This window comes from Stenotrophomonas sp. 05L44_2 (assembly GCF_056665995.1).
Genome location: NZ_JBFTNR010000857.1, coordinates 1 through 2148, shown reverse-complemented (window position 1 = coordinate 2148; position 2148 = coordinate 1). Strand labels below are relative to the sequence as shown.

The 2148-nt window shown below is 66.6% G+C and carries 2 protein-coding genes; both read right to left on the bottom strand.

The window, feature by feature from the left end; all coding sequences use genetic code 11:
• A partial coding sequence (locus AC1VAN_RS21390; protein WP_480986696.1) for a TonB-dependent siderophore receptor occupies positions 1 to 1398 on the bottom strand: 1398 nt, incomplete at its 3' end.
• A gap of 288 nt (positions 1399 to 1686) precedes the next feature.
• Positions 1687 to 2148 (bottom strand): efflux RND transporter permease subunit (locus AC1VAN_RS21385; RefSeq protein ID WP_480986695.1); only part of this gene is annotated, 462 nt, incomplete at its 5' end.

Below are 2148 nucleotides of genomic sequence, written 5' to 3'. Positions count from 1 at the left end.
GCTCCAGCGCGCAGCACCGACGGTACGGTTGCCTTCCTGCGCCGCGCTGCCCGGTGACAGCTTGTCGTAGGTCGGGTCCAGCCAGGTCACGCCACCGCCCACGGTCAGCGCATCGGTCAGGTGCAGGTCGGCGCTGGCTTCGACGCCTTCGTACAGGGTGATGCCATCCTGCACCAGGCGCTTGCCTGCATCGGTCAGCTGATCGATGTTGGCGCCACGTTCCAGGCGGAACGCAGCGACATTCGCGTTCCAGCGATTCGCTTCCACCTTGGCGCCGATCTCGTACTGCTTGCTGATGGTGGGGTCGAGCACATCGCCGGCATTGATGTAGCTGTTGCCTACGCGGCTGCCTGCTTCCAGCGACTCGATGTAGCTGGCATACAGGGTGACGGCCTCGCTGGGCTTGAACATGACCGCATAGGTCGGGGTGACCGGATAGGTGTGGTAGGCGCCCTTGGTCTCGAAGTCGTTGTAGCGCCAACCGGCCAGCACCGACCAGCCATGGCCGAGATTGACGGTATCGCTGACGAACACCGCCTGCTGTACGGTCTCGTAGTAGGTGCCGGGCACGCTGTTGTCGACATCGCCGGCGATCGGCCGCGGCAGTGAGGTCAGGCCACGGAAGTAGTACTGCGGTGATTCCTCGCGCAGGTCGCGCGACTGGAACACGCCGTCGAAGGTCCAGGTGAGCGCATCGCTCAGGCGCGCGTCCAGCGACAGTGCACCGACCTTGCGATCGACATGGCCACCGTTGAAGGTTTCGCCCTTTTCCTGGTATGCGTTGAAGCGGTAGCCGAACATCTGCTCGTTGCCGAAGCGGCCGCCGACGTCGATGCCGCCGCTGACGATGCCCTGCTCGCGCCAGCCGAGCTGGGCGGAGAAGGTCGGTACGTCGGTCGGCTTCTTGGTGATGTAGTTGACGATGCCGCCCGGCGCGCCGAAGCCGTACAGGAAACCTCCCGGACCCTTCAGCAGGTCGACCTGTTCCATCACTTCCAGCGGCCATTCGGTGCCCCAGGACGAGACCTGCAGACCGTTGACCCGGTAGCTGTCGAAATTCAGGTCGATGCCACGGTTGCGGATCGGCGAGCTCCAGCCACTGGCATAGGCGCTGACCTGGGTGGTGACCGAGGGGTCGAGCAGGAAGGCTTCGCCCAGCGACACGACCTGGCGCTGTTCGATCTGCTCACGGCCGACGGCGGTGATCGCGAACGGGGTATCACGCAGGGCGCGATCGCCGAGGGCGCCAGCCTCGGTATGGGTACGCTCGGCGATGACCTTGACCGCGTCCAGATCGGTGGCGCTGCGGGATCCGGCCGGGGCTTCGGCGTGTGCAGTGCAGGCGGCGGACAGCGCGACGGCCAGTACGGCCAGGCGGGGGGAGCGAATCGGCAACATCGATGGAGATCCTCGGCGGGCGGCCACGGGCCATCCGCCCATGCAGGGGGGAAAGGTCGGTGGCTGGGATCACGCAGGCGTGCCGGGGACGGCAGCGGGGCGCCACAAGGGGGCGCAGGACCATGGCTGGATGAGAATTGTTCTCTTTTCGTTACAGCGCGTCAAATGCCATCGGCGTGCGGACCAACGGTCCGCACCCACCAGAGGCCGGTAGCGCCGCGCCATGCCCGGCGAGCGCGCAGCGCGGATTGCTGAAAGGCCGCCGGGCATGGCCCGGCGCTGCCGAAGTCAGGCCCGCTGTGCGCGCCTGAGGAGCTTCGCTTCACGCCTGCGCGCGCGCCGCGCCTTCCAGCGCTCGGCCAGGCACGAGAAGATCACGTACAGCGCCGGCGTGCTGAGCAGGGTCAGGCTCTGCGAGAACAGCAGGCCGCCGATCATCGCGATGCCCAGCGGGCGACGCAGCTCTGAACCTTCGCCCAGGCCGATCGCCAGCGGCACCGCAGCCAGGATTGCCACCATCGTGGTCATCATGATCGGGCGGAAACGCACGATGCTGGCTTCACGGGCAGCATCGCGCGGAGTCAGCCCATGTTCGCGCTGCGCCACCAGGGCGAAGTCGATCATCATGATCGCGTTCTTCTTGACGATGCCGATCAGCAGCACCAGCGCGATCATCGAGATCACCGACAGTTCGGTGTTGGTGCCGAACAGCGCCAGCAACGCACCGACGCCGGCGGCCGGCAGGGTGGA